Genomic DNA, 26,612 nt, shown 5'->3' with positions numbered 1-26,612 from the left:
ACGTGGTTCAATGTCTGATAGTGCAAGTGTAAGTGATTCGACTTCAACAAGCGAAAGCCTAAGTGTGAGTGAATCAGCTAGCGAAAGCACCAGCATTAGTGACAGTGAACGTGGTTCAATGTCAAATAGTGCAAGTGTAAGTGATTCGACTTCAACAAGCGAAAGCCTAAGTGTGAGTGAATCAGCTAGCGAAAGCACCAGCATCAGTGACAGTGAACGTGATTCAGTATCACTTAGCGCCGAATCAAGTGATTCTGGGTCAGCAAGCGATAGTCTGAGTGCTAGCAACTCGGCTAGTCAGAGTGAAAGCTTTAGTGCCTCTGATCGAGATTCAGTCTCCATGAGCGCTAGTGAATCAATCAGCGAAAGTACCAGCGTGAGTGAATCTGCTTCGCTAAGTACAAGTACAAGTGATATCAACTCTGATATCGTCAGTGAATATCACAGCAATAGCTTGTCTGAGAGTCTATCAGAGCTGCAATCACAATCAACTAGCCAAGATCATTCACTTTCGGCAAGTGAGTCTATCAGCGGCTCTACTTCAACACCATCAAGTTCTAATCATAACAACGGAGTGAATGGAAATACAGTAACGCCAATTGGCAATACTGGAGTAGGGGGTCGTACGACCGGTGCATCTGGTTCTACTCTTCCTAAGACTGGCGAATCTGATGCAAGTGGTATTCAAATGTCTCTTGCTGGAATTGCCACGCTGTTAGCTGCTATTGCTTTAATGAAAAAGAAAAAAGATGAAGCAAAGCGTGAAACAGAGTAACTCGTTAGTTTTGTTTTGTGAAGAGCTAGGATAAATTTCCTAGCTCTTCTAAAATGATAAAAGTACTTCTATTAAATAAAAAAGCATCACAGTTAGGCAAACTAACTGTGATGCTTTTTTATTGGCTATGGTTGGTTATGGAAATTCAACATCGAATGAACCATCTTCTGTTTTTACCAACTCGGATAATAATAAATTTCTGACTGCTTCTAGATAAATGGCTTCACGCATTTCAGTAAAAGAACGATGTGCTTCTACTTGAAATTCATAGATGGGACGATGTTGTCCCCAGTTTCGCCCATTGATGACTGTTTTCAATTGTTGCAGGTTGTCTGATTGTTCGATCCAAAGAGTATCTAAGGCTTTTAAAAGAATGATTCGCTTGAAAAACAGCTGTTGGAAACTATCTGGCATAAATTGATGAATGTGAGTCAAACGCTCTGAAATCAGATCCAATAAAAATTTTTTGACCGTTCGCTTATTAAATTTATCTAGTTTCTCGATTTCAAAAACATCAAAATTATAGTCCAAATTATTAAAGATAAAATCAAGGATCGTTTGTTTATTTAGGTTCTCTTTTTTAGTGATGAGCTGATTGATTGCTTCTTCTATGCATTGATTAATGATATTTTCTAATTCAACCGGAGTGCCTGTCATAATTCTGTTTCTCATGCTGTACATTTTGTCTCTTTGAATGGTAATGATTGAGTCAAATTCAAGCGTTGTTTGACGTCCGGCAATTTCTTGATTTTTGCGATTGCTTTGAGACTGATTGATTAGTTTATTATATTTTTTCTTTTTTAAAGGAGTGAGATCATTGGATAATTCTTCTTGTTCAGTTAATAATTCTCGTTCGTCGGCGGCCCATTTGGGTGCACTTTCAACCACGATTTTGTCTTCCATAGATACATAAAAAATGCTGTCACCCGGATCTCCTTGACGTCCAGAGCGGCCCCGAAGCTGATTATCAATTCGGTCACTGGTCATCCGTTCAGTTCCTACTACTAACAGACCACCATTTTCCCTCGCATCTTGTTCAAGCTTAATATCTGTACCACGTCCAGCCATTGATGTAGCCACAGTTACGGCACCTTTTTTACCAGCTTCTGAGATGATCCAGGATTCTTTGGTCGCTGTTGTAGCATTTAAAAGATTATGAGGGATTCGATGTTTTAAGAGAATCAGAGAGTATAACGTCGACATTGAGACTGATCCTGTTTCAATCAAAACGGGCCGTTCTTGCGTCAAAGCGTTTGTTACTGCTTCTAAAGAAGCCATGATCTTTGACTGATTGGTCACATAGACCAGATCCTGATGATCTTTTCGGCGAATGGGTTTATTTGTCGGAATTTCGATTACGTCAATATCATACGTTTCTCGAAATTCGTCGGCGTCTGTTTTGGCAGTACCAGTCATTCCGGACAAAATTTTAAATTTTCGGAATAGGTTTTGGTAGGTAATGGAGCCCATGGATCGGCTCTCTGTAGTGATCTCTACGCCTTCTTTCGCTTCGATTGCTTGATGAAGGCCAGCTTGTAGTTTTGTTCCAATCAGCTTACGTCCATTTGCTTCATCAAGCAAAAGAATCTCGTTGTCCTCCACAACATAGTCTTTGTTTAAGTGTAAGAGATAATTGGCCCGTAAGGCAATGACTAAATGACGGTAAAGATTTTTCCATTTTTCTGAAAGAATAGTTTCAACACCTAAGTAGTCTTCGGCTTTTTTTATGCCTGCTTCTGTAAACCAAGCATGACGTTTGTTTTCACTTCTCATAAAGTCTTTACCTTCAATCAAGCTTTTCACAAACCAATCAGATAACGTAAAAAAGTTCGACTGAACTTTGGGTGCTCCTGAAATGATCAATGGTGTTTGCGCCATATCAAGTAATATTGCATCGATTTCATCTATCAGTACATAATTGAAGTGGGTGACGTATTGTTCGTCTGGAGAAACAGCCAAGTTGTCAAACAAATAGTCAAAGCCCAGTGCGCTATGCGTAGTATAGACAATGTCTGCTGCATAGACCACCTCTTTATCGATTTCTTCTCCTTCATCTTCATGTTCAGGAACACCTACAGCTACGGATAGTCCTAGAAAACGATAGACTTTTCCTGTTTCTTCAATATCTCGCAAAGCTAAATACGTATTAGAAGTAATCAAAAAATTGCCTTTGCCTCCCAGACCATGTAAATACATCGGCATGGTTGCGGTCAATGTTTTTCCTTCTCCAGTTTTCATTTCAGCGACATTACCGTAAAAAAGAGCAATTGCACCAAGAATTTGAACAAAATAAGGCTCCATTCCTAGGACACGACGGTCTGCTTCGACAACTACAGCATAGGCTTGCGGGAGTAAACTCTCTAGTTTTTTGCCTTGTTCGAGTAGTTGTCGAAAATGAATGGTTTGCATTTGCAATTCTTGATCTGACAAATGTCGATAGTTTTCCGCGAGACTTTGAACTTTTCTCGCTAACCGAATATACTTGCGAAACTTTTTATCTTTCATTTTTATTGATCCTCCTTTCAAAAACTTCTATTGCTTATGGCTTAATCAGCAATGCTTTCTAATTTAGCACGAATCATGACGTCGTCTAGTTCCAAAAGATATTCCCTCATCAAATCATTGGCTTCTAAAAAAAAGACGATTTTTCCCTTCTGAGTAACTAGTTTCATCTCTCTTGATGCAATAAGTGGTTCCTTATTTTGATCAAGCAGCGCTTCACCAGAACTTGTTACGAAGTGAAGCGAAAACGTATAGGTTTTGGTGGTATCCATATTATAGTAGGGAAATTCACCTTGATAGATAGATTCTTGATCACCTGCTTCCAGAGAGTCTTCAGTTCGCAAAACGACAGCTTTCAATTCTAACTTAGGAGTTGTTTCAGCGTCAGGGGCTCTAGATTCTGTAGTAGGTGTTTCGTTGCTTGTTAAGTTTTCTTTCAAAAAAAAGATACCTCCTACCAGCAAAACAAGAGGTATTATGACTTCAATTAGCTTCTTCATATAAAATCCTTCTTTATGGGAGATGTTTTTAAGAAATTCTTCCGTTTTTTCAATCCACGTGTTTTTCAGATGATCATCAAAAAATGAATAGCTACTTTCTAATTTGAATTTAAATCGATAATACCACAATGACCAACATCACCTTTTCCTTTTTTTTTTTCATTTCAACAAAAAACAAGTACAAAAGGCAAATTTAAAACTGATAATATTTTATTAAACATTGTAGATTAAAAAAAAGTAAGAAAATTGGAGATGAAAATGAAGAATCAAAAAGAACTCATTCAAAGAATAGTCGCGAGCTTTTTTCTTTTGTTCATCGTTGAGATAGGAAAGCATATCCAGGTTCCATTTTTTGTTTCAGAACAGATACCAGAAGAATCAGCTAGTTTGATTTTGAAGTTTTTAGCGACATCAACCGGTGGGAATTTCACTGTTCCGACGCTTTTTTCTTTAGGAATGGGCCCGTACATGACCGCTCTGATCATCTGGACGACGATCAGCATGATTGATACAGAAAGTATCGGAAATCTTTCCACCAAACGAATTGGTTATATTCAACGCTGTTTGACTCTTTTATTTGCTATCCTTCAAAGTTGCGCACTAGTCTTAAAATTTCGTTCCTCAATGATTGATCAAAAAGCTATTGGAGGTTCTATTGTCCTGTTGTTTTTAGGAGCAGTTCTTGTATTGTCTGCCGGGGGATTGTTCGTTGCATGGCTAGCTGATATCAACATTGATAAAGGAATCGGAGGTCAAAGTCTGTTTATTGTTCCAGGTTTACTGATGAATATCCCAGCTATGTTAATTTCGGGACAAACAGAATCTGTTCATTTGAGTCAAAACTTTCTTATCGGGTTAGTTATGTTGACCTTGGTTTTTATTTATCTCACACTGTTTCTTTACAGTGCAGAGTACCGTATCAATATTGAGCGGACAGGTATCGACAGTCGCTTTAACAATTCGTATATTCCTATTCGACTTTTACCTGCCGGGGCAATGCCTTTTATGTTTGCAGTAACCGTCTTTTCAATGCCGCAGCTTTTACTATTGAACGAAAAGTGGGGGGACACAGGCTTTTCGAATTTTATTACGACTTACTTTTCATTTAATAATGTGCGGGGTGTTTTCACTTATGGTCTGATTCTCTATGTTTTAGGTTACGGATTTAGTTTTATAAATGTTCGACCATACGATATAGCGAAAAATCTAAAAGAGACAGGAGATTATATCTTAAATGTTGCTCCTGGTAAACAGACAGAGCAATATATATGGAAACGTTTGTCGACCGTTGCATTGCTTGGCAACAGTTACCTTGTGATCATTTCAATGATTCCTTTATTGATTGGATTGCAAAATCAAATTATTTCCAACTTAGCTTTTTATTTCGGAAGCATTTTTATGTTGATCATTATTTTAGAAACTATCACAAATGAAATACGGTTCCTCTTTTCCAGACATACTTACCGGATTTTTTAGAGGATGTTAGGAGGCAATTCTTTGAACTATTTTATTCCTGATTGGACGAGTAGTAGCGGCAATTTAGAAAGTGATTACATGATGAATATCATTCAGCTTTTCAAGAACAATCAAGAACCGTATCACTTATTGTTATTGGAGCATATGCCGTTTTTACGTTATCAGATGCATGCATATGAATTAGAAGCAGCGCAAATGACTTCACTTTATGATTGCTTGCAAGACATTCAAAAAACCAATGGATTTCCCTTAGATGTCGATGACTTGCCTCTTGCTGAGAATGTGGAGAAGGTCTATACACCTTTTGGGATCACACTGATTAAGGAAAATCAACCATTTGGTGAAATTCGGTTCAATACATTTGGTTTTGCAGAACAGATGTATTTAATGACGGAACCTTATCGACATATTCTCTTTTTCGATGATCGGGGATTTATTTCTGCAAAATCGTTTCAGAATGACAAAGGGGAACAAGTAAAGAAGATTTATTATAACGAATCAGGAATAGAAAAATGTGTGGAATACTTTGGAGAAAATCCACACGTTGAGCTGATAAGTCCCCAAAGAATTGGGCTAAAGAAAAGTCAGTATCGAAGCATGGATGAACTTCTTTTAGAGATGATGAATCAATCTCAACTGAACCTTGAGTCAGAAGATCAAATAATTTGTTTGACAAATGAGCGGAGTCTAAGATTGGTCAAAACGAACGAGGAACGAAAAAGAGTGATCCAGATCGTTTCTGATGCCCACAGACTTTCAACTTGTGCATCAGATGAAAAAGCAGAATTATGGGCAGGCGAAAATAAAATTATTACTGATTCGACTAGTAATCAAACAGCGCTTCTCTCTTTAATGAGACAGTCCGGTATTAATGACCTATCACGGATACAGCGCATACCTATTTACACAACTTCTTTTCAGCTGGGCAATAGCAACTCCATTCCCCAGCTGGTTCTTTATTGGAACGCCGGTGAGCTTAACGAAGACGTTCGAAGAATCCATCATTTATTACTGCAAAAAGTTATTCAGAATGATCGTTATGACTTAATCATCGAAACAACGACATTCCAAAGCGAAGTCGTTTTACGAGAAGCACAAAAAGAACTGGTTGATACTCATTTCGGTGTCGATAGTGAATCAGAGGAGTATCAAAAGGTATTAAAGTATTTTGAAGCAAAAAAGGCAAAAAAGTTATTTAAAACGGATAAAGAGGCGATTGAAGAGATTCGAGAAAGCAAAAATTGGCGAAATCTAGTAGAGGCAGTTGATGTCAATTTTAGGATTCACTTTCGTTTGGATTCTCATCTCACCGCGATTCGTCAGGATTTCAATGAGACACGGTTGTATATTGATTTGTCTGCTGAAGTTGATGTCCAGAAACAAGCACTAGCTGTTAGTGCAGGGATTCCTCAGCTTGTTAGGAAGAAAACCGATTATGTGGATGACCAAAAGAATGGGCAAATCATTGGTCAAATTAGAGAATTAGATGCAGCAATCGCTTTTTACATGGACGATTTAAATAATTGGAACCAAGCATTAGTGGAAAATATTAGTTATATTGAGCATTTTAGTGAGGAAAATATTATGAAACAATGGAGGGAGTTGCTAAATGGTGTCGTCTAAACAGATTCAGGTATTTCATATTGCAGCTGTTTCTTCCGAGTGGCAAAAACGGCTCTCTCCTTTGTTTGCCTATCAGTGGCTTCCGTTAGCCTATGATTTCAGCAAAGATGAGCAGGAGCTGCAGCTGTTTAAGAAAGACAAATATAATAGCAAATATCATCGGGCAATTTTTCTTCTAGAGGAAAATGCCGCAATTCTTGAAAATTTTGAATTTTTAAAACAATTGCCTGCCTACCAAATATTTTACGAAGAAAATGATCGACTATCTCCAGAAATTCAAGCGCTTTTCACATTAAAAGCAGCGAATCGCTTTGATAAAAAGCAGCTAGAAAATGTTTTTCGTATGATCAATGAGCAATTTTCAGCAAAGCAACAAGGATATAAGCTATCTATGGATCACATGAAATTTAATAAAGATGTTTCGTTGCAGATCGCTAAAGAAGGACATGCAGCCTGTCAGGTAAAGGCGCAATTGACATCGGACTATCAGCAAATAACTACTTGGAAAATGACTAACCTGATTCCTAAAAATGAACGCACCTGCTTTTATCCGGAAATCGCAAATATCGAAGGAGAAGCGATCGTGAAGATCAAACTCTTTTTTATTAGAGAAAACACGAATCAAGTCATCCAAGTGATTGAGATTCTTCACGATCAAATCATAAATGGGGAACCGATTTACTTCAAATTAGATCAAAATTCATACATCAATGTTTCATTGTATGCCAAAGGAAATCGAGGGCAATTTACGATCGGGCAGATGCACCTGCGTAGAGCAATGGCGGATGAAAGTGTCATGATTCCAGGAGGTGGTCGGATTCGGGATGAAGAGAATCTGGGGGGAGAAGTGATCTATTACTTTAACCCGGGAGATTTAAAACCTCCATTAGCGGTTTATTTTTCTGGCTATCGTTCAGCTGAAGGTTTTGAAGGCCGTGGGATGATGGGAAGTATGGGCTGTCCTTTTCTGCTGATTGGTGATCCTCGTTTAGAAGGTGGAAATTTCTATCTAGGCAGCCAGAAATTCGAACAAGAAATCGTAGCGATCATCTTAGGAAAACTAGCACTGCTAGGTTTTGAAAAGTCAGATCTCATTTTATCCGGATTGTCGATGGGAACGTTTGGCGCGCTATATTTTGCTAGCGATTTAAGCCCAAACAGTGTCATCGTGGGAAAACCGTTGACGAATCTTGGTTCCATTGCTCTAAATGAACGCATCAATCGACCAACTGGATTTCCAACCTCATTGGATATGCTGCTTTACAATATTGGGGTTGTTTCAAAAGAAGCGAGCAGTCAATTGAATGAGCGGTTCTGGAGCAAATTTAAAAGTGGCGATTATCGTGAGACGACATTTGCTATCGCCTATATGAAACAAGACGATTACGACATGGAGGCATTTCCAATGTTGTTTGATTTTTTAAAAAATAATTTCCCCATGACTCGTGTTCTGTATAAAGGCATGATCGGCCGACATAACGATAATAGTCCCACCATCAATAGTTGGTTTTTGAAACAATACAAAAATATTCTTGTGCATACATTTCACCGTGATATCAAGAAAATATTATAGGGAATGAGGGAGTCGATGAATAGTTTATATCGTATCAAGTGGGGGATCGACTTTAATGACAATTATAATTATGGCGCAAAAATAGCTTATATGCCCTCTGGGGAGGTCTCTTATTCTTCTCCTTTGATGCCTCCCGGCGTCAGTATTAAATCTTGGTATTCGAAAACAGAATTTCATATTAGTCGGAAATCACCAATGCTGCCTATGTTACTGCCGGGACACAAGTACGAGTTAACACTTCATGCTGAATTCGATCGTGAGGAAGCAGTACAGCTATTGATGGAATTTTTTGATAAAGATGGGTTTTTTCTTGAAAAACTAGTCTTCGAAACAAACCAGGAATGTTTTCTCTTTCCCAAAGGTGCCACTGATTACCAGATTCATATGGTAAATAAAAAGCATCAAGAGATTCTTTTTAAGGAATTGGTTTTATCCACTAAGGAGAATCAAGCATTTGAAGTGGTTCCTATAAATGCAGACACTGGAGCAAACGAAGGCTCAAACATAGCTACCAGCGTTGTTGCGGTTACACCGCTGGTTGAGAAACATGCTGCATTATCGGTCGTATTTGAAAAACAGAACAGCTATGTCAAAGAATATGCACTTTCAGATTTTGAAGCAGGATTGTTTGTTGAACCGGATATTAAGGCTGCATCATCGTACTTGGAGGCATTACTTGAAGAAATCTACCAGCGAAGCGACAGTCCCGAAAAAATCAACCTTAAAATGGGACAAAATTTTTCTCTGCTGGAATCTTGTTACCAAGAAGATTTTTCTGTATTAGCTTTATTATTTGCAAAGCCAAATGAAGAAACTGAAGCACCCGAGCTTATGGATCGTTTGCAAAAAAAGATCGTACTTAATCAAAGGGCACTAAAAGTTTTAGAGAATGTAAAAGAAAACAGGAAGAAATCAACCTAATAAAGAGGGGGACATCATGAATTTTTTTGTAAATAAAGCAATGGGGATTGGCAATTCTGGTGTGGAACATGCACAGTTCTATCGTGCTGCTTGTTTTGATAGAAAAAGAATTCCCTATAAGTATATTTTTATGGAATTAGTGAAGAATCTCCATGAAGCCATGGCAGCTTGGAAAATACCAGATGATAAAGTCATCTCCATGTGGGAGTATTTTGCACTAGAAGGTGATTATTTAAGGAAAGGGGCTAAAGCAGTTTTTACTGCACAACAAGATCTCTTAGTAGATGCTACGAACACACATAGAGTCAAAGAAACTATCACATCCTCAGGATTAAAAATCGTAGAGCATATGGAAAAATCTCCTAGTCGAAAAAAAGAAGGCTTACTGCTAGTTTCGGATTATCGGGTAGAGATCTTTGACTATCGAACGAATCAAAGAAAAATCATGTACAGTTACCAAAATGATCCGCATCGAGGAAGAGTAATGACGAATATTCATTTGTTTGCTTTCAAAGGCAAACATCGTTTCTTTAGAAATGAGGTCTTATTGCAGCGATTTTTCTTTAAACAACTGATAGAAGAATTCCCAGAAACCAAAAGTATCATCATTGATCGGGGGGAGGAAAGCGAGGCTGCTTTGTATGATCATTGTCCTCCGGAAATCAAATTGATTGAGATTGTTCATGCCGATCATTTATCTGATCGTGACGTAGCTAGCGCACCTCTTTGGAACAATTACTATGAATTTGCTTTGACACATTTGGAACAAGTCGCTCATATCGTTGTTGCGACAGAATTGCAAAGGCAAGATTTGTTGATCGACTTTCCAAACGAATCTCAAAAAGTTGTCACGATCCCGGTGGGAGGGATTCGTGATATGACAGAAGACTCATTTGAAATAGGCAAACAACAGGCAGAGAAGTTTGTGACGGTCTCTCGTTTGGCATCTGAAAAGCACATTGATCTTGTGATGCGGGCAATTGCTGCAGCAAAAAAAGAATATCCAACGATCTCTTTAGATATCTATGGTCAAGGGGGAGAAGAAGGTAAGTTAAAAGCAGTGATCAAGGAGTTGAATGCAGAAGAGTACATTCGGTTAAAAGGGCATTCTCATGCAATCAATGAAGTATATCCTGATTATGATGCATTTATCTCTGGTTCTTTTTCAGAAGGTTTCGGATTGACTTATATTGAAGCTTTAAATGCAGGATTGCCAATTGTAACCTTCAAGGCTCGTTTTGGGGCCATGGAGTTGATCAAAGAAGGAGTCAATGGTTATTTGAAAGATTTTTCTAGAACTGATGAAGCCTATACTATTCAGCAACTAACAGATGGCATTCGTCAGTTGACTGCTTCTGATTTAAACCAACTTAAAGCCAATACCCGCAAGTCTGTCCGAATGTTTCAAGACGCGATAATTGCAGAGAAATGGAGTGAGTTGATCGATGCATTATGAATTAGTCACCGTGATCCGACCAAATGACCGAATTTGGATGGCACAAAAATCACGAATCAAAGAAGGAAGTCAGGTGTTGTCCATCTCACCGAGTCCAAATTTCCAAGCAATGCTCCAAAAAGAAGCATTGCAGGGAATCAATATTTTAGATCAAGTGACACAGCGCAGTCACGATCCAGAAGCCTTTCTGTTTTTTAACCAAGTACCAACAGCATATTGTACAGAAGTTTATATGAACGAGGATCGGACCATTTCGTTGATCACTGATGGAGATGAAGTAGGTAAAGTGAGCTTGTATCCAATGACTAGAAGACATGTGAAAGAAGTTCGCTACTTTTATCCTGATGGCACGACAGATTTCATTGAAGAATATGCCGCAGATGGGAAATTGTTCTCAATTATTTATTACTGTAATGACCAGGTCCAAGAGATTGCTTTTTTCAATGATCAGCAACAGAGCATCTTGAATTACTACTTTTATCAAGGCACCATCAATTTGGTCACGACTCGTGATACAGAAACATTCAAGGTAACTCAAAAATTTAACACAACACTTGATTTCATTCGGGATCAGTTAGCTTTCCAGTTAACAGAAAATGATACAGTTGGCATTTCGTACATGGGATTAGAATTATTTTCTCTAGCAAAAACCAACTCAATAAATACACTTTATCTGGAAGAATCGCCGCTTGATGGCAAAGGGAATATCAAAGGGAACTTAATGAGTATTTTAGATGACCGCATTCCTTATATTCATAAGGTAGAAGTCGATCAAAAGAATTATCAGTTGTTGGCAAACAAAAATGTATGCATGGACAAAGTTGTGTTGAAAGGATGAAGACAAAATGAAAAAAATGAAAGCCACTGAATTGTATGAGCAAATTAAGTTGTTAATAAAAGAGAACAGTGGGTCCATGCTCACTTTTGAGAAGGAACAAGAGGAAGCAAAGAAACTTTTTGCTCATCAAAACGAATTGATTGATCAGTTGATTCAAATCAATCAAGAAATGAAAGCAATGATGAATCAGCCAGAAAACGACATCGATCTAAATGTGATCCAAACGTTAAAAAAACAATTCAATGCATCTTTTGAGCAGCAGCAGGAGGAGCAAAATAAATTACAAATGATTTATGAGAAGCTCTTTTCTGCTTATGAGGTTGAAAAGCAAATGCTTCGAACCTATTTTTTGAATGAAACCGAGCAGATCATTGATCGGTTAACCTCAACCGTCGAAAGACAAGATAACGATGTGAATCAATTGAGTCAAGAGCTGATTGATGAGCTTCGAGCAGTGGAAGTAGCAGAGGTAGTGAATGAGATAGCTACAAACGAAAATGAACCAGTAGAAAATGTTTCAGAAGTGAGTGAGTCACTACAACTGGCAGTCGATCATAACCAATAGATAAACCAGTTTTCTTCATAGGTGTTTGCCGAAAATAAACTGGAAGAGGTGATATCGTTGGCGAATAATCAGCTAGAAAAAACGATTCAAGCGGGATTTCAAGAAGAACGAGAAAACGTAAGAAATCACTCAGAAGAAAAGAAAAAGGGCAAAGCGATCACCATCGTGCTTTCCTTAGTTATGTCGATCGTGATCCTTGGATCGTTGGTTTATTCTTTATTGGAAGCATTACAGAAGTAAGAATAAAAATAGGTCCTGCATTTTAGAAAAAAGGATTTGAAAAATATGGAAACTAGATTACTAAGCGTTTGTCGATTAATTAGCACGATCAACCCAGACTTAAAGATACCTGATACATCAGTCGTTGCTGTCAATATTGATCGCGAGAAATTAGAAGAGATACGCAAATGTAAAGGACTATCTGTGAAATCTTTTGAAAGAAAGATTGGGTTATCTCGCTCACGGTACTATAGATGGGTACAATATGAGATCGACTTGCCCTTCGAATTGGTTGTTGGCATCAAGAAAATGTTGAGCATATCTGATACCGAATTGTTAGACATGTTTGCAATGTCAACAGATGAACAACTTCATCTATTAAGTGTATTGATTTATAGCTCTTTATCAACGAAAGAGGACATGTTTGTTACCTTTATGAAAGTCAGAAAAGAGTTAGAAAAATTTCGCTCCTCTACTGAGGATAATACGATGTTTAAACTTATGTTAGCCTATTCTGACCTCGTATTTGGTTGTATGAACCAGAAAGTCCCGGATGCAAGTTTAGAAATGCTTGAAACATTTTTTCTGGGAACTGATTTTTATACATTATTTGACAGCCTTTTATATTTAGCTACATTACGCATCAAACAGCGCTATGGCTTGCACGCTTCATCTTTAGAAAAACAAATTTTTTTATTAGAGAGCTGCATTTTAAAGAAAATAAATTCGACTGATTTTACGGAGCTGCGGCCAGTCTTGGTAGGCGCCGTACTAGATTTATCAGAATGCTTGGTAGACATCCAACGATGTGATGATGCGGTTCAATTGCTTCAACATGCAAGTCGTTTAATGGAAGAGCATTGGCATATTGATGTCTATAATCAGACAGTTCTAAAACTAGTCAAATATCTGCTGCTTACAAGGAATACTGCCCAAGAAGATCCAGCTGTACAACTGTTTTCTAAAAATTTGAAGGGGGCAGAATGGTGCTTACCAAAAGATGAAGTGATGTTTGTGCGGGCAATGATGGAAAAGGAGATGGGGCAAGCGTGAATCGGTGGGTGACGACGATCATTGAATCGAATGCAGCAGATTCAGTCAAAAAAGCGAAAGTAGATGTTTATCACATTGCCAATGGGATGGATTATCAGCCTTTATATATTTATCGTTATATCGATGAGAATGAAGATGATTATGCACTTATGTCAAGGATTGATGGCATTACAGCTGGTGTCGCTTATGAAGATATCGTGGTCTATCAATATCCAAGTTATAACGGAGCCCATTTTGATCGGTTGTTTTTACAAAGAATGAAACAAAGAGGGATTTACACGATCTTATTTATCCATGATGCCGAGATGTTGCGTGGAAAAGTCGATTTTGATGAATCTGCTCTTTTCAATGAAGCTACATTATTAATCGTTCATAGCCAAGCTATGCAGGTAGCACTAGTCGAAAGAGGCGTGACACGGAAAATGGTCCAAAAACCATTTTTCGACTATCAGCACCAGGGAGTTAGTGTCAGTCATGAAAGACCAGAAAAACGTGTTGTCTTTGCAGGAAATTTGGCAAAAACCCGTTTTCTACAGAAGTGGCCCAATCACACGGAAATACTTGTATACGGCGATAAAAACGACAGTCAATTTGGTCCAAATGTTCATTATTGTGGTGTTTTTGAGCAAGAAGAACTGGTTCGTAGGATGGAGAAAAGTAGTTTCGGACTTGCGTGGGATGATAAGTTGCCTGATGGTGGTGACTACCAACAATATACGAAGTATAATGCCCCGCACAAAATCTCGTTGTATCTCTCGTTGGGAATCCCTGTCATTGTATGGAAAGAAGCAGCTATAGCAGAGATGGTACAGAAACTGGAACTTGGCATTACTATCAACGCGATTGAAGACATTGATCATCAATTAAGTGAGTTAACAGATGAAGAGCTGCTGCGGATAAAAAATAATGTTCTTTCATTTAGTTGTTTACTGCAATCAGGAATATTTACTAGAACGGCACTGATGGATTCAGAAGTGAAAATACTCCTAAGCAAAGGAGCAAGTCAAGCATGAAACAATCGATGAGTACAAAGAAGTTATCCGCAATCGTTCAAATCAGCGAGCTAGACCAGATGCTGGCCGATTTGAAACAAGCGATCGAACAACGAGATAGGAAAATTGCACAGTTACAACAGATGATTTTAGAAAAAAAACAGTCAGTCATTGGGTATCGCGATCTTTTTGTCTTAAAGAATAGCCAAGATGAGTTGAGAGAGCTATGTCAAAAAATTGACATACAGCTGGTCAAAACTAATGAACTTCTACGGCATATCCGTAATACAAAAGCTATTTTCAGCGATTTGTTGTTTTTAGAAGCAGAAGTCAATGAGCAAAGGGAGAGAATTCAGGAACTGTCCAATGCATTCTTTATCCAAGAAGTGACAGGAGAATAGAGAATGAAGCGTCAATAGGATGGTATGGAAAGCTGTAAGTCATGATCAATAGGGAAGTTAGGGGGATTAGTGTGAACAAAATCATTGCGTTAGACATTGATGAATTTCGAGTAGGCGTTGTTGGCTACGGTTATCAAGATGTCAGAAGTTCTGTTTACTCAGAAGTCAAAAAAAATAATCTACAATATCTTTTAGGAAAAAATAATGAACCGATCTACCTAAAAAACAAAATAGGGAAACGAATTCTTCTCGAGGGCAGCGAGAAAGAAATTACTTGGGGACTCGACAGGTTGTATAGTCGACGATCGGAAGCCTACCAAACATTTGGGAATCCGTTGATAACTCTCGGAGATCAAAAATTTAAGACATATATCAAAACGATACTCTCTTATTTAGTAGAGAAAAGCCCCTCACTTTTTACCGAAATTGCAGAGGATTGCTTTAGCTGTTCATTATGCCTTGGAGTAGCAACAGAAAGTTTTGACCGGCTTGCTGACATTGAGAGACAACTGGCGGATGAATTCGAGACCGTTGTTGATGGCACTCACTATCGGATTCGTATCGAGCGAGTAAAGCTGATTCCCAAATCTCTAGCCACAGTTTTTGAAAGCAAACGAAATGATATTCATTTGATGTTAGGCGTGGAAGAAATCCTTGCTGGGTTGACCTATGTCATTGAAATCAATGATCATTCTCTCACTTGTGACAGCTACGAAAATGGAGAACTAATCAAAAGTTCAAAAGTCGCAGACGGCTTGTATGAATTGGCAGGCAACGTGGTACAAGCTTATCAAGAAAATGAAGGGAATCATCCGGCACCAATCTTTGAGCTGGATCATGGCGTCGTCTACGATATGCTTGTCACAGCTAAGAAAAACAATCCATTTATTGTGACGATCAATGGACGTCAGACAATAGATTTAACTGAAATCGTTAGTAAAGAGACGACTGCTTTGACAGATCAATTGATTGAGTATGTAAATAGTGATCAAGATATTCAATATGCTGATACAATTCTAGTCAGAGATATTCCTTCAGCAGCGATCAACGAAAACACAGTAAATCAGACACTCATCAAGATGGGGCTATCTTGTAAAGTATTTAACAATAAAAATGCTCTTGGTGTGTATCTCTTTGGGGAGTTGTTCTGGAAAAGTCAACTGAATGCTTCGACGGATCACTTTGAAGATAACAGTCCATTTCCAATGAAGCCAGACGGTTTAGAGACGAAAGTGAATGCAGAACCTTTACCAGTCGAGAAGGCCATCGAATCAGCAACTAACCAAATTGATGCTGAGTTGCCAGAAGCTACCAAGCAAAAGAGTCATAATAGAAGCTTATCAGTAGAAGCAATTTTTGCGGAACAGTCTGAATTGCTCGACTTCTTGATCAACAACGATAAAGAGTAGTCAATTTGGTAAAGAAAAAGTGAATCTTCTGCAAACAACGATAACCATTCCTTTTTCCAAATGGACAGCTTTTTTACAATATCAGAATATCAGACTGCGCAATAAAATCTTTCTCTCATTGAGATTGATGTGTTAGGCAAAATCAAATTTGGGACTGAAGAATCAATTCTGAGTAATCAGTCCCAAAAATGATAAAGACGTTTCTTTGTACAGTAAAAATTAAGAGAACTTATAAATAGAGAGAAAATAACAGTAAGATTTTAAAGAATCTGCTAAAATTTTTGTAATCGAAAATGAAAATAATATGATTGTTTATGAAAATTTTCATTTTTTATTTACAATTATTATTTTTTGACTAGTGAAATTTTAACGAGTTGCTAATCACTGCTGTTGCTCAAGAGTTTTAAATGAAAGAACTTTTATCACAAACAAAAGATTCTTTCTTGATTTTGAGTATTTATCATGAAGAAATTGTTCTGCTCTTTTTTAAAACTAAAGAAATTCTATTTCATTTTCACAAGTTCTCCTGAGAGCAAGAATCATTTTATGATTCTTGCTTTCATTTTTTTCACATAAACAAACTTTGAGGTATTTTGCATTTTGTCTTTTTTCCGATTAGGATAATCACCTGAGTAAAATTTGTTGTTTGGAGGAAGAAAAATGCTTACTTATGTGAAAAAAATAGCTTACCCAATTTTCATGTTATCCTTGCTTGTCATGTCGTATGTGACGCCATTGTTACCAGTCGTTACAGCTCATGCAAACACCGAGGGAAGCACCAAAACAGTCCTATTTCAGAACGAAAAAGGCACAGCGCAAGTGACCTCATTACCAGATCCTACCACAGGGGAGATCACTTGGAGAATCCAAGTTGAAAAAAACCAACAAGCAGCAGCTAATCAACTGGCATTCAGCTTGAGTGAAGGGGAACAAACGATTTTGCCGGAATCAATCCAAAGCAGCGGCACGAACTTTACATATGATTCGCAAAGACAGCAGTTGATAGAAGAAACTGCTAGCAGTTCCTTTAGTCAAATGACGCTAACGTTTCAAACTAAAAGTCTTCAAACATTGACAATCAAATCAGCGTTTCTTCAAACAGATGAAGAAAAGGGTCAAGTGAAAGAAGACCTCATCAACGCAACCGATGTAGCAGTTGTTCTACCTGAAAATCAATCCACAGAAGCAACGAGTACCGAAGCCGTACTTTCTGATAATCAGGATCAAACAGAGGCTTCTGAAAAACAGATTGTAACAACAAGTAGCGAGTCACAACAGCAAACGGCGTCAAATACTGCATCAACAGCAATAGAATCAACACCTGATACCCAAGTAAGTGCACCAGCAGCTTCACAACTTTCAAGTGGCGGCATTTTTAAAAATGATGTTCCTGAAGTTGATGACGCCCTTCTGGGAGAAGCCCAATATTTTCATATTTTTGCTAACCATGCGACGCTAAATACCCATACAAATGGAAACTTAGCAGTGGGAGAACTAAATGGAAATGTCAATTTTGGAACCAGTATTCAGGATGGTTCGTTGGCAACAGAAATCAATTACATTCAAAAGGTCAATACGATTGCAAATTCTTCTTTTGTGTCAGGAACGGATAGTAGAAAAAACAAAGTTGTTTTTGGTCCATCAGTCACAGTAGATTTAGCAGATCAAAATCAACAGCCTGCCGTTTTTGTAAATGGTCAGAGAATGGATCATTTGAAAACTTCCGAAGTTTTTCAAGATCCCTCCGTAAGTGAACCGTATATAGATTTTGAAAAGGTATTTTCAACGTTACAGGCGACGTCAGAAAGGCTGGGAGCTTATCCACAAACACCCGGTGTAACCAAGGACTTTACTGATAATAATCAGCGAGTCATTGATACTGCCAGTGCTGAAAATGATACTCAAGAGGTTGTTTTGACCTTAACAGACGAACAAGGAAAGCCACTTGATGATGGTGTTTACGAACTTCAAAATAAAAAGACACATAAAGAGGTTGATGAAGAGGTCACTAATGATGATGGACAAGTAATCGAAACGGATCTTCCAGAGGGAGAGTATTCCTTTGTGGAAACGGAGGCGCCAGACGGCTACCTGATTGATACGAAACCCATCTCCTTTTCAGAAGATCCAATTGCGAAAGAAGACCAAAAGGTAGTTGTTTCTCTTTCAAAAACAGAATTAGAAAAAGATACGCCGATTACTATCAAAGGGCTGACAAAAGGCACGTCTCCTGTGCTCATCAATGTGGATACCGAAGGAGCAAGTACCGTTAATATCAAGTCGCAAATCAAACTAGAATATACAGATGGTACGTCTCGTAATAGCCATGAAACAGAAGAGTTTGATGATGCTGTATCTTATGGAATTTTGTTGGCCAATCAGAGGGCCAAACGATTTCGATTAATAGTCCCTTCCAAGGAACCATCTTGGCTGTTGGTGATACAGTCGATGTCCATCAAAATGTTGACGGCAGTATCATTGCTGATACAGTATTGGTCAACGCAGAAACCCATCGCTGGGATCTGCAAGCAAATGAAACAATCGTGCCGACTATTAAACTAGCTGCCATGAATCAATTGCTTTCTTTTGATACAACGACAATCAGCGGGACCAAAACGTGGGACGATTATGACAACAAATTTAATACCCGTCCGGCAAGTATTACGGTTCAATTATTGCAAAACGGTGAAGTGTTCCAAACAAAAACGGTTACCCCAAATAAAGAGGGGGAATGGCATTATGAATTTACGGACCTACCGACAACTGACGAATCTGGTCAGACTTATGATTACACAATCCAAGAAACACCTGTTGAAGGGTATAGTACTAAAGTAAACGGCTATGATCTAGTCAACACCTATCGTAACACCGAAACGACAGAAGTATCCGGAACAAAGACATGGAATGACTATGACAATAAGTTCAATACCCGCCCTGAAAGCATCACTGTCAAGCTGATGCGAAATGATAAGGAAATCGACGATCAAATCGTAAAAGCAGATCACCAAGGCAACTGGACTTATCGCTTTGACAATCTGCCTAAGTATGATGTCGAAGGAAAAGCTTACACCTACGCGATCCAAGAAGAAAAAGTGTCAGGATACACCACTGAAATCAAAGGCTATGACCTAGTCAACACCTATCGTAACACCGAAACAACGGCAGTATCGGGAACGAAGACGTGGAATGACTATGACAACAAGTTCAACACCCGCCCTGAAAGCATCACTGTCGACTTAATGCAAAACGGTAAAGAGATTGACAAGCAAACCGTAAAAGCAGATAAAGAAGGCAACTGGATCTATCGTTTTGACAATCTGCCTAAGTATGATGAAAAAGGTCAAGCATACAAGTACACGATCCAAGAAGAAAAAGTGCCAGGTTACACCACTGAAATCAATGGTTATGACCTAGTCAACACCTATCGTAACAACGAAACGACAGACGTAGCTGGAACAAAGACATGGAATGACTATAGCAACAAGTTCAACACCCGCCCAGAAAGCATCACTGTCAAGCTGATGCGAAACGGCGAAAAATACGCAGAAAAAATTGTAAAAGCAGATAAAGAAGGGAACTGGACCTATGGCTTTGACAATCTGCCTAAATATGATGCCGAAGGAAAAGAGTACACCTACACGATCCAAGAAGAAAAAGTGCCAGGTTACACCACTAAAGTAAACGGCTATGACATAGTCAACACCTACAGTAATACCGAAACGACAGACGTAGCCGGAACAAAGACATGGGATGACTATGACAACAAGTTCAATACCCGCCCAGAAAGCATCACTGTCGACTTAATGCAAAACGGTAAAGAGATTGACAAACAAACCGTAAAAGCAGATCACCAAGGGAACTGGACCTATCGCTTTGACAATCTGCCTAAGTATGATGAAAAAGGTCAAGCATACAAGTACACGATCCAAGAAGAAAAAGTGTCAGGATACACCACTAAAGTAAATGGCTATGACCTAGTCAACACGTACCACAATACTGAAACGACAGAAGTAGCCGGAACGAAGACATGGAATGACTACGATAATAAATTCGAAACAAGACCAGAAAGCATTACTGTCAAGCTGGTACGAAACGGTAAAGAAATCGCCAAGCAAGTCGTAAAAGCAGATCACCAAGGGGACTGGAGCTATCGTTTTGACAATCTGCCAAAATATGATGCGAAAGGTCAAGCTTACACCTATAGCATTCAAGAAGTGGCTGTCAAAGGATACAAGTCAGATGTCCATGGCTATGATTTGATCAATACTTATGTCGAACCAAAAACGCCGAGAACGCCTGAGACACCGAATGATCCTAGCGGTCCCAAAGTACCAACCCCTTCTGACAAGTCTGATAAACCGAAAAAAATAGCCAGATACGCCGAGCAAAAGCTGGATGACAAAAAGAACCAGACAGAGTCATCACAGACAGATAATGAAAAACGATTACCTAAGACAAACGAGGAATCCTCTTATGAACTAAGTGTTCTTGGAGGTATCTTACTCACCATGATTGCTTTCCTATTCTATAAACAGAAACATATTTAACCAAACAAATCTTTGTACTGCTCCTTCGCTAGAAGTCAGTACAAAGATTTTTTCTTAAAAAAGTATAGGACTTATTTAAGACTTGCGACAAAACTTTGGCTGAAAACCGGTGTAAATGGTAAACTAAAATGAAGGGGGGATCCTATGGTTTGGCTATTGCTACTACTGCTTATTTTTATTTTTTTGGTGTACTATGTATATCGCACGTCTGTGATGAAAAAGGGCGTACGCTATTTTGTTTCGGCAATTATTATGCGTAACAATGAATGGTATGAAAAAGAAGGCAGAAAGAAACTGGGGATTCCATATAAAGAGCGGATCGCAAAAAGCAGTTCGGCTTTTTGGGCACAAGGTTCGGAATGTACGGTAACGACCACCGATGATCTGATCTTGAGAGCAGAAGTCTTCGATCAGTGTGCTAAAACATGGGTGATTTGCTTGCATGGGTATCGCAGTGATGGGCAAGCAGACTGTCAAGAGGCGGCCGAGAAATTCTGGGCTGCGGGTTACAATGTTTTAGTTCCTGATTTGCGTGGACATGGCCGCAGTGAAGGCAAAGAGATCGGCTTAGGGTGGCTAGATCGGATGGACCTGCTTTTGTGGGTCGATAAGATTTTGGAAAAAGACCCCCAAACCCAAATCTTCCTCTATGGTTTGGGAATGGGGGCGGCGACTTTGCTGCTGGCCAGTGGAGAAGTCATGCCGGTGCAAGTGACGGGGTTGATCTCAGACAGCAGTTACACGTCCGTTTACAGTGCCATTCGGGCAAGTCTACCGCAATTTTCTCGGTTACCCGTCAAGCGCTTTTTGCGATTAGCCAATCGTTACAGTAAACACCTAGTTGGCTACCCCTTCCTACAAATCTCAGTGACCCGACAAGTCGGCAGCAACCATTTACCTGTGCTGTTTTTACAAGGAGAGAAGGATACGTTTCTTTCTGAAAAAGAAATCAATACTTTAATGGAGGCAACGGCTGGTCCGAAACAAAAAGTCCTTTTTCCCAGTATGGGACATTTACAGGCAGTTAAAGACGCACCAGAATATTGGCCAACCGTTTTGCAATTTATTGAGAATAGCAAACAAAATACAGACATTGTCTGATAGAAAGGGAGAATACAATGGAAATAAAAGAAGAAAACAAGCGTTTTGCTTTGTATGATGGAGAAACAGAAATCGGAGAGATCACATGGCAAGAAACGCCAGATGATGTGCTAGAAGTAGACCACACCTTCGTCAACCCTGATTATCGCGGACAGCAATTGGCGCAAAAGTTACTCAAAGCAGTTGTTGAAAAAGCACGACGGGAAGAGAAAAAAATTATGCCTGTCTGCTCTTTTGCGGTCAAGGAGTTTAAAGAGAAACCAGAGTACGATGACGTACTGGTTCGCTGATTTGAACGAAAAGCAATCTATGAGAAAAAGGCTGTCAGAAAGGACAGTCTTTTTTTAAACCATCATGCAACGGGCAATGACAAAAAGAGAGTAGTAATTTCCAGCGGAAAATGCTAAAATGGAAAGGACGACTTTAGCAAGCAAGGAGGAGCTAACGTGTATAACATCTTATTAACTGCTGTGATCGTTATTTCGATTTTAATGGTCATTACGATCATGATGCAGCCTAGCAAGCAAAATAGTGCAGCTAGTGCCTTTACCGGCGGTGCAGATCAATTGTTTGGTAAGCAAAAAGCCCGTGGATTTGAAGCGGTGATGCAGCGTTCAACGGCCATTTTAGGTTTTGTTTGGATGGTCTTGCTCTTTATTTTGGCTTTTCTTTCATCAAACTAATCACTTTGTTAGCGAACCTCTCGTAAAGAGAGGTTTTTTTCTTTTTAAGGGGAAGATTTTGATCGCATTTGTCGAAGTATTCTTGCTAACTATGGTAGAATTGGACGTGAGGTGAAAGGAAACATGAAAACATTTAATCAACCAAAACCGGTTTTTGCTGAACACGGCAAACGAGCGGTCATTTTGTTCCATGCCTATTCAGGCAGTCCTAACGATGTGCGCATGCTTTGTCGTTCGTTAGAACAAAAAGACTACACGGTTTATACACCGATGTTTACTGGACATGGTACACCGAATCCAGATGATATCTTAAATCAAGGGATGGCTGTTTGGCAGCAGGATGCTGCGGATGCAGTTGCTTATGTGAAAGAAAAAGGCTATGAGGACGTTGCTGTTCTGGGACTTTCCATGGGTGGGATTTTAGCGATGGATCGTTTGACCCAAGATCCAACATTGATGGGGGGCGGACTGTTTTGTTCGCCATTATTTGAAACCAAGAATGAAGTGCCAGTCAATTTTGAAAAGTATGCTGAAATGGTCATACCCTATGCTGATTTAGACGAGGCGACCCAAAAAGAAATATTGGCAGAAGTCCCTCGTAAGGTCAGAGAACAGCTACAAGGCATCGAAACAGTCGGACAAACCACAGCTGGGTATTTAGGAAAAATCAAGCGCCCAATCTTCCTGGCGCAAGCAGGAAAGGATCAAATGATCGATCCACAGACAGTTTTCAAAACAGCAGGGGCACTGTCCCATGTTCCCTATACGCTTCAATGGTATCCCGAAAGCGGTCATGTGGTGACCGTTGGACCAGAACGGAAAAAATTAGAGCAGGATGTGTTTGCTTTCTTAGAAACACTTGCTTGGAAAGAGTGAGTTATGACAGAAACGATTAAAACAAAAATCATTCAGTTTCTCGAAGAAAGCCGCAAAAAAAGCTTTTCAATGGAAGAAATTGCTGAAGGTCTAGGACTTCAAAAAAGCACAGACTTTAAGAATCTTGTCCAGACAGTAGCAGCGATGGAACGAGAAGGCAGTGTGATTTTTAACAAAAAAGGCAAAGTGAAATTACCCATGAAACGTGTATTTGTGGAAGGGACTTTCCGAGCCAACGAGCGGGGCTTCGGTTTTGTCACGTTGGATGAAGAAGAAGACGATATTTATATCCCTAAAGAAGCAACAGGCTATGCCATGGACGGCGATACCGTTGCTGTAGACATCGTGCATGTTGCCGATCCTTTCTCAGATCGTGGTGCAGAGGGGAAAGTCGTAGAAATCAAACAACGGGCCATCAGTCAGTTGGTCGGCGAGTTTACATTATTTGACGAAAAAGAGATCGAAGAGTCGGATCTATATGGCGTAGTTCAGCCTAAAGATAAAAAACTAAGTGAATTAAAGGTGTTTATTGGCGCTCAAGGGATTCGACCTGTAGATGGTAGCATTGTGATCGTTGAAATCAGCCATTACCCAGAAAAAGGTTATTCGAAAAGCTTAGAGGGGTTGATCACGAAAGTTGTAGGACATAAAAACGATCCTGGAATGGATATATTGTCGATCGTCGTGGCGAACGGGATTCCCACAAAATTCGAGGAAGAAACCTTAGCGGCGGCAGATGCAGTCCCAGATACGATCGATCCTGCTGACTTTCCAGAACGGCGGGATTTGCGAGATCAACAGATCGTAACGATCGATGGAGCGGATGCCAAAGATTTGGATGATGCGGTGACGGTAAAAGCATTGCCTGACGGCAGCTTCTATTTGGGCGTGCATATCGCCGATGTTTCTTATTATGTGACCGAAAACAGCGCATTGGATAAAGAAGCGTTTGATCGGGGAACGAGTGTCTACCTTACGGATCGAGTGATTCCAATGATCCCACAGCGTTTATCAAACGGCATCTGTTCGTTGAATCCAAACGTGCCAAGGTTGACCATGAGCTGTGAAATGTGGATCAATCAAGAGGGGATCGTCACGGATTACAATATTTTCCAAAGTATTATTCAAACAAGTGCCCGGATGACGTATCAAGCAGTCAATCAAATCATTGAAGATAATGATCCAGAAACCACCAAAAAATATGCGGAACTAGTACCGATGTTCCATGATATGGCCGCCTTGCATCACGTGTTAGAAGCGATGCGCATCAAACGTGGGGCAGTTTCTTTTGAAGACCGAGAAGCGAAAGTCTTAGTCGATGGAGAAGGACACCCACAAGAAATCGTTCTGCGAGAACGTGGTGTCGGCGAGCGATTGATCGAATCCTTCATGTTGGCAGCCAATGAAACTGTGGCGCGCCATTTCAATCGAAAGCACTTACCATTTATTTATCGGATCCATGAGGAACCAAAAGAAGAGAAAATGCGCCGCTTCTTTGATTTTGCGTCTGCTTTAGGGATCGTAGTCAAACAGACCAATGGCTCGATCTCACCAAAACAACTACAAAAAGTGGTTGAAGATGTGGCAGATAAGCCAGAGGCAATGGTTGTCAATACGATGCTACTAAGAAGTATGCAACAAGCGAAGTATTCTGAAGAAAACGTCGGTCACTATGGTTTGGCAGCGGAAGATTATACCCACTTCACGTCACCGATCCGTCGGTACCCCGACTTGATCGTGCATCGCTTGATTCGTTCTTACAGTGAAGATGTCTCTGAAGCCAACCAAAACAAATGGGCGGAAATCTTGCCGGACATCGCGATGCACAGCTCCCAAATGGAACGACGAGCAGTCGATGCAGAAAGAGAAGTCGATGCGCTTAAAAAAGCTGAGTATATGGCCGATAAAGTAGGAGAAGAGTTTGACGGTATCATCAGTTCAGTGGTCAAGTTTGGCTTGTTTATTGAATTGCCTAACACGATTGAAGGGCTGATCCATATCAATAACTTGAAGCAAGATTACTTCCATTATTTGGAAAACCATCTAGCACTTGTGGGGGAACGGACAGGCTTGACCTTTAAAATTGGTCAGAAAGTTCGCATCAAAGTCGTAAAGGCTGATCCAGAAACAAGAGAGATTGATTTCGAACTGGTAGCAGCAGAAGAAGTTGAAAAACTGCAAGCACCAAAAGCTAACAAACGAAGCAACCATCAAAGAAATGAAGCGAACCGCCGTGGAAAAAAACAACGAAACCCTGAGAAAAACCAAGGGAAACGGTTTGAACAATCAGGCAAAGGCAAGCCGAAAAAAGCTGGCAAAGTGAAAAAGAAAAAACCTTTTTATAAAGGAATCAAGAAAAAATAATTGGAGGGATGGCCCGTGCCTAAAGGAGAAGGGAAATTAATCGCCCAAAACAAAAAGGCCCGCCATGATTACACGATCCTCGATACGATCGAAGCGGGGATCGTCTTGCAAGGAACCGAGATCAAGGCGATTCGCAACAGTCGGATCAATTTGAAAGACGGCTTCGTGCGCATTCGTAACGGTGAGGCATTCTTAGTCAATGTGCATATCAGTCCTTACGAGCAAGGCAACATTTTTAATCACGATCCATTGCGGACGAGAAAACTGTTGCTACACAAAAAGCAGATCGCTCGTTTGATTGGCGAAACAAAAAATACTGGTATGACGATTGTGCCATTAAAGGTGTATATCAAGGATGGTTATGCCAAAGTTTTGATTGGTTTAGCGAAAGGAAAACGCGAGTATGATAAGCGAGAATCCTTAAAACGCAAAGATCAGGAAAGACAAATTGACCGAGTTCTTAGAAATTTCTAATTTTCTAAGAACTTCTTTTAGAATCCGACAGAGGTTATTGCTTTGAAAATCACGCTAAATTTGGTAGCATTTAAGGGAAAGCTGTTGATTTAATAGGCTTTTTCTTCCACATAGCGACACGAGGATTTTTCACTTAATTTAGGATTTTTAGCATTGTGAGTTTTTTGTCTAATTTTCTTGAAAATGCTTTGAAATTTTCCATTCGTGGTGGTATGATACCGATTGTTATGAGAGGAAACGCATTGTAACACCAGATTTTTTTCT

At 39.5% G+C, this 26,612-nt stretch carries 22 protein-coding genes and 1 pseudogene; 21 read left to right on the top strand and 2 right to left on the bottom strand.

All coding sequences use genetic code 11. The features are described 5' to 3' along the window. The coding region (locus tag IAE45_RS13585; RefSeq protein WP_200143134.1) for an LPXTG cell wall anchor domain-containing protein at positions 1-775 on the top strand (775 nt) is incomplete at its 5' end. Between the two features lie 135 nt (positions 776-910). Here the strand turns inward: IAE45_RS13585 and secA2 are convergent. Together secA2 and IAE45_RS13575 are read right to left on the bottom strand one after the other, a co-directional pair. Continuing rightward, on the bottom strand, positions 911-3,280 hold the full coding sequence (secA2, locus tag IAE45_RS13580) for an accessory Sec system translocase SecA2 (protein ID WP_081117492.1): 2,370 nt from the start codon (positions 3,278-3,280) through the stop codon (positions 911-913). Positions 3,281-3,321: 41 nt separating this feature from the next. Then, positions 3,322-3,906, bottom strand: a complete 585-nt coding sequence (locus IAE45_RS13575; protein ID WP_233619061.1) for a hypothetical protein — start codon at positions 3,904-3,906, stop codon at positions 3,322-3,324. Positions 3,907-4,035: 129 nt separating this feature from the next. Here IAE45_RS13575 and IAE45_RS13570 point away from each other — a divergent pair, with 129 nt between their 5' ends. The 20 genes and pseudogenes from IAE45_RS13570 to smpB all read left to right on the top strand — a co-directional run bounded on the left by IAE45_RS13570 (position 4,036) and on the right by smpB (position 26,348). Continuing rightward, entirely contained in the window at positions 4,036-5,253 is a 1,218-nt protein-coding gene (locus tag IAE45_RS13570; protein ID WP_081117491.1) for an accessory Sec system protein translocase subunit SecY2, read from the top strand. A 21-nt stretch (positions 5,254-5,274) separates the two neighbouring features. Then, a complete protein-coding gene (asp1, locus tag IAE45_RS13565; RefSeq protein WP_233619060.1) occupies positions 5,275-6,876 on the top strand; it encodes an accessory Sec system protein Asp1 in 1,602 nt (533 codons plus the stop codon). Next, positions 6,863-8,449, top strand: coding sequence for an accessory Sec system protein Asp2 (asp2, locus tag IAE45_RS13560; RefSeq protein WP_200126620.1), 1,587 nt, complete (start codon positions 6,863-6,865; stop codon positions 8,447-8,449). Before asp1 ends, asp2 begins: the two co-directional genes overlap by 14 nt. Before the next feature lie 15 nt (positions 8,450-8,464). Beyond that, positions 8,465-9,370, top strand: a complete 906-nt coding sequence (gene asp3 / locus IAE45_RS13555; RefSeq protein WP_233619059.1) for an accessory Sec system protein Asp3 — start codon at positions 8,465-8,467, stop codon at positions 9,368-9,370. Between the two features lie 16 nt (positions 9,371-9,386). Continuing rightward, on the top strand, positions 9,387-10,826 hold the full coding sequence (locus IAE45_RS13550) for a glycosyltransferase (RefSeq protein ID WP_200126616.1): 1,440 nt from the start codon (positions 9,387-9,389) through the stop codon (positions 10,824-10,826). Continuing rightward, the gene (locus tag IAE45_RS13545; protein WP_140966009.1) at positions 10,816-11,664 is read left to right on the top strand and encodes a hypothetical protein; all 849 of its coding nucleotides are present in this window, start codon (positions 10,816-10,818) and stop codon (positions 11,662-11,664) included. Before IAE45_RS13550 ends, IAE45_RS13545 begins: the two co-directional genes overlap by 11 nt. A gap of 7 nt (positions 11,665-11,671) precedes the next feature. After that, the gene (locus tag IAE45_RS13540; protein ID WP_200126614.1) at positions 11,672-12,229 is read left to right on the top strand and encodes a hypothetical protein; all 558 of its coding nucleotides are present in this window, start codon (positions 11,672-11,674) and stop codon (positions 12,227-12,229) included. Positions 12,230-12,277: 48 nt separating this feature from the next. Further along, positions 12,278-12,469: a hypothetical protein gene (locus tag IAE45_RS13535; protein ID WP_077452924.1), complete on the top strand. Its 192-nt coding sequence runs from the start codon at positions 12,278-12,280 to the stop codon at positions 12,467-12,469. Positions 12,470-12,514: 45 nt separating this feature from the next. Beyond that, positions 12,515-13,501, top strand: coding sequence for a helix-turn-helix domain-containing protein (locus tag IAE45_RS13530; protein WP_140966011.1), 987 nt, complete (start codon positions 12,515-12,517; stop codon positions 13,499-13,501). Next, entirely contained in the window at positions 13,498-14,514 is a 1,017-nt protein-coding gene (locus IAE45_RS13525) for a sugar transferase (RefSeq protein WP_140966012.1), read from the top strand. The genes IAE45_RS13530 and IAE45_RS13525 overlap by 4 nt, the downstream gene beginning before the upstream one ends. Further along, the gene (locus tag IAE45_RS13520; protein ID WP_140966013.1) at positions 14,511-14,894 is read left to right on the top strand and encodes a hypothetical protein; all 384 of its coding nucleotides are present in this window, start codon (positions 14,511-14,513) and stop codon (positions 14,892-14,894) included. The genes IAE45_RS13525 and IAE45_RS13520 overlap by 4 nt, the downstream gene beginning before the upstream one ends. A gap of 71 nt (positions 14,895-14,965) precedes the next feature. Further along, the gene (locus IAE45_RS13515; RefSeq protein ID WP_241508673.1) at positions 14,966-16,303 is read left to right on the top strand and encodes a hypothetical protein; all 1,338 of its coding nucleotides are present in this window, start codon (positions 14,966-14,968) and stop codon (positions 16,301-16,303) included. 660 nt (positions 16,304-16,963) lie between these two features. Next, positions 16,964-18,364 (top strand): annotated as a pseudogene (locus IAE45_RS13510) (collagen-binding domain-containing protein); the annotation flags it as partial. Between the two features lie 365 nt (positions 18,365-18,729). Next, positions 18,730-20,850, top strand: coding sequence for a Cna B-type domain-containing protein (locus tag IAE45_RS13500; protein WP_442784496.1), 2,121 nt, complete (start codon positions 18,730-18,732; stop codon positions 20,848-20,850). Positions 20,851-20,994: 144 nt separating this feature from the next. Continuing rightward, the gene (locus tag IAE45_RS13495) at positions 20,995-21,951 is read left to right on the top strand and encodes an alpha/beta hydrolase (protein ID WP_200126612.1); all 957 of its coding nucleotides are present in this window, start codon (positions 20,995-20,997) and stop codon (positions 21,949-21,951) included. A 17-nt stretch (positions 21,952-21,968) separates the two neighbouring features. Then, positions 21,969-22,241: a GNAT family N-acetyltransferase gene (locus tag IAE45_RS13490; protein ID WP_005234370.1), complete on the top strand. Its 273-nt coding sequence runs from the start codon at positions 21,969-21,971 to the stop codon at positions 22,239-22,241. 156 nt (positions 22,242-22,397) lie between these two features. Further along, a complete protein-coding gene (secG, locus tag IAE45_RS13485) occupies positions 22,398-22,634 on the top strand; it encodes a preprotein translocase subunit SecG (protein WP_005228700.1) in 237 nt (78 codons plus the stop codon). Positions 22,635-22,757: 123 nt separating this feature from the next. Beyond that, on the top strand, positions 22,758-23,510 hold the full coding sequence (locus IAE45_RS13480) for an alpha/beta hydrolase (protein WP_200126609.1): 753 nt from the start codon (positions 22,758-22,760) through the stop codon (positions 23,508-23,510). A gap of 3 nt (positions 23,511-23,513) precedes the next feature. Then, the gene (gene rnr / locus IAE45_RS13475; RefSeq protein WP_200126607.1) at positions 23,514-25,874 is read left to right on the top strand and encodes a ribonuclease R; all 2,361 of its coding nucleotides are present in this window, start codon (positions 23,514-23,516) and stop codon (positions 25,872-25,874) included. A gap of 15 nt (positions 25,875-25,889) precedes the next feature. Further along, on the top strand, positions 25,890-26,348 hold the full coding sequence (smpB, locus tag IAE45_RS13470; RefSeq protein ID WP_008380870.1) for an SsrA-binding protein SmpB: 459 nt from the start codon (positions 25,890-25,892) through the stop codon (positions 26,346-26,348). Positions 26,349-26,612: the final 264 nt, after the last annotated feature.

Source organism: Enterococcus sp. S53, assembly GCF_016516865.1.
GTDB lineage: Bacteria > Bacillota > Bacilli > Lactobacillales > Enterococcaceae > Enterococcus_D > Enterococcus_D innesii.
This window is presented reverse-complemented; position numbering and strand designations above follow the sequence as displayed.

Excerpts from the sequence above, each read along its gene's own strand:
- secA2 (WP_081117492.1), bottom strand. The coding sequence starts at position 3,280 with ATGAAAGATAAAAAGTTTCGCAAGTATATTCGGTTAGCGAGAAAAGTT.
- IAE45_RS13570 (WP_081117491.1), top strand. The coding sequence starts at position 4,036 with ATGAAGAATCAAAAAGAACTCATTCAAAGAATAGTCGCGAGCTTTTTT.
- asp2 (WP_200126620.1), top strand. The coding sequence starts at position 6,863 with ATGGTGTCGTCTAAACAGATTCAGGTATTTCATATTGCAGCTGTTTCT.
- asp3 (WP_233619059.1), top strand. The coding sequence starts at position 8,465 with ATGAATAGTTTATATCGTATCAAGTGGGGGATCGACTTTAATGACAAT.
- IAE45_RS13550 (WP_200126616.1), top strand. The coding sequence starts at position 9,387 with ATGAATTTTTTTGTAAATAAAGCAATGGGGATTGGCAATTCTGGTGTG.
- IAE45_RS13545 (WP_140966009.1), top strand. The coding sequence starts at position 10,816 with ATGCATTATGAATTAGTCACCGTGATCCGACCAAATGACCGAATTTGG.
- IAE45_RS13540 (WP_200126614.1), top strand. The coding sequence starts at position 11,672 with ATGAAAAAAATGAAAGCCACTGAATTGTATGAGCAAATTAAGTTGTTA.
- IAE45_RS13530 (WP_140966011.1), top strand. The coding sequence starts at position 12,515 with ATGGAAACTAGATTACTAAGCGTTTGTCGATTAATTAGCACGATCAAC.
- IAE45_RS13520 (WP_140966013.1), top strand. The coding sequence starts at position 14,511 with ATGAAACAATCGATGAGTACAAAGAAGTTATCCGCAATCGTTCAAATC.
- IAE45_RS13495 (WP_200126612.1), top strand. The coding sequence starts at position 20,995 with ATGGTTTGGCTATTGCTACTACTGCTTATTTTTATTTTTTTGGTGTAC.
- IAE45_RS13490 (WP_005234370.1), top strand. The coding sequence starts at position 21,969 with ATGGAAATAAAAGAAGAAAACAAGCGTTTTGCTTTGTATGATGGAGAA.
- IAE45_RS13480 (WP_200126609.1), top strand. The coding sequence starts at position 22,758 with ATGAAAACATTTAATCAACCAAAACCGGTTTTTGCTGAACACGGCAAA.
- rnr (WP_200126607.1), top strand. The coding sequence starts at position 23,514 with ATGACAGAAACGATTAAAACAAAAATCATTCAGTTTCTCGAAGAAAGC.